This is a genomic window from Neobacillus drentensis (genome assembly GCF_036966985.1).
In the GTDB taxonomy this organism is placed as follows: domain Bacteria; phylum Bacillota; class Bacilli; order Bacillales; family Cytobacillaceae; genus Neobacillus; species Neobacillus drentensis_E.
The window spans coordinates 10,591-11,380 of sequence record NZ_JBALSN010000236.1 but is presented as its reverse complement, the minus strand read 5'-3'; the positions used below and the strand labels follow the sequence as shown (position 1 = coordinate 11,380).

The window sequence follows — 790 nt, the reverse complement described above, 5'->3', positions numbered from 1 at the left end:
CCGAACAGACCGCCTGCAGCTTTGTCACCGATTCAGCAATTGCCATCAACGCTGGCATCTGACCAAACGGCTCGCCGCGGAAATCCATATCCAGACCCGCACAAACCACACGATGGCCGCTGTCAGCCAACTGCTGCACAATCCGTACAATTCCTTCATCAAAAAACTGAACCTCATCAATCGCAATAATATCGATATCGGCTTCCACATGGTGGAGAATCTCCATCGAATGAGCAATCGGCTTCGCATGAAAAGAAGAACCATTATGGGACACAACCTGTTGATCGTGATAGCGATTATCAATTTTCGGCTTAAACACAGCAATCTTTTGTTTAGCGAACTGAGCCCGTCTCACACGGCGGATCAATTCCTCCGATTTTCCAGAAAACATACTGCCACAGATAACCTCAACCCATCCGCTTTGCTTCATTAAATACATAAAAACGGCGTCTCCTTCCTAGCAAATCCATAAAATCTATTTCAAAAAATGTGCATTTATTTCAATAAAAAACAGGCAAGTAAGTGTTGCTTCTTGCCTGTACTTTTTAAAATTATTGTTGCTGTTGAGTTTTAATGCCATATTTCTTGTTGAAACGGTCAACACGTCCGCCAGCTTCAGCGAATTTTTGACGACCAGTGTAGAATGGATGACATTCTGAACATGTTTCAACACGAATTTCATTTTTAACAGAACCAGTTTCAAATGTATTACCACATGCACATGACACCGTTACTGTTTTATAATTTGGATGAATTCCTGCTTTCATTCTTTTCATCTCCTTCCGCCCTG

General features: G+C 42.2%; 2 protein-coding genes. Both read right to left on the bottom strand.

Annotation, left to right across the window (positions count from 1 at the left end):
- On the bottom strand, positions 1-439 hold a 439-nt coding region (locus V7659_RS15975; RefSeq protein ID WP_420491734.1), incomplete at its 3' end, for a thymidine kinase.
- A gap of 112 nt (positions 440-551) precedes the next feature.
- Positions 552-767: a 50S ribosomal protein L31 gene (rpmE, locus tag V7659_RS15970; RefSeq protein ID WP_026568199.1), complete on the bottom strand. Its 216-nt coding sequence runs from the start codon at positions 765-767 to the stop codon at positions 552-554.
- Between the last annotated feature and the right edge of the window lie 23 nt (positions 768-790).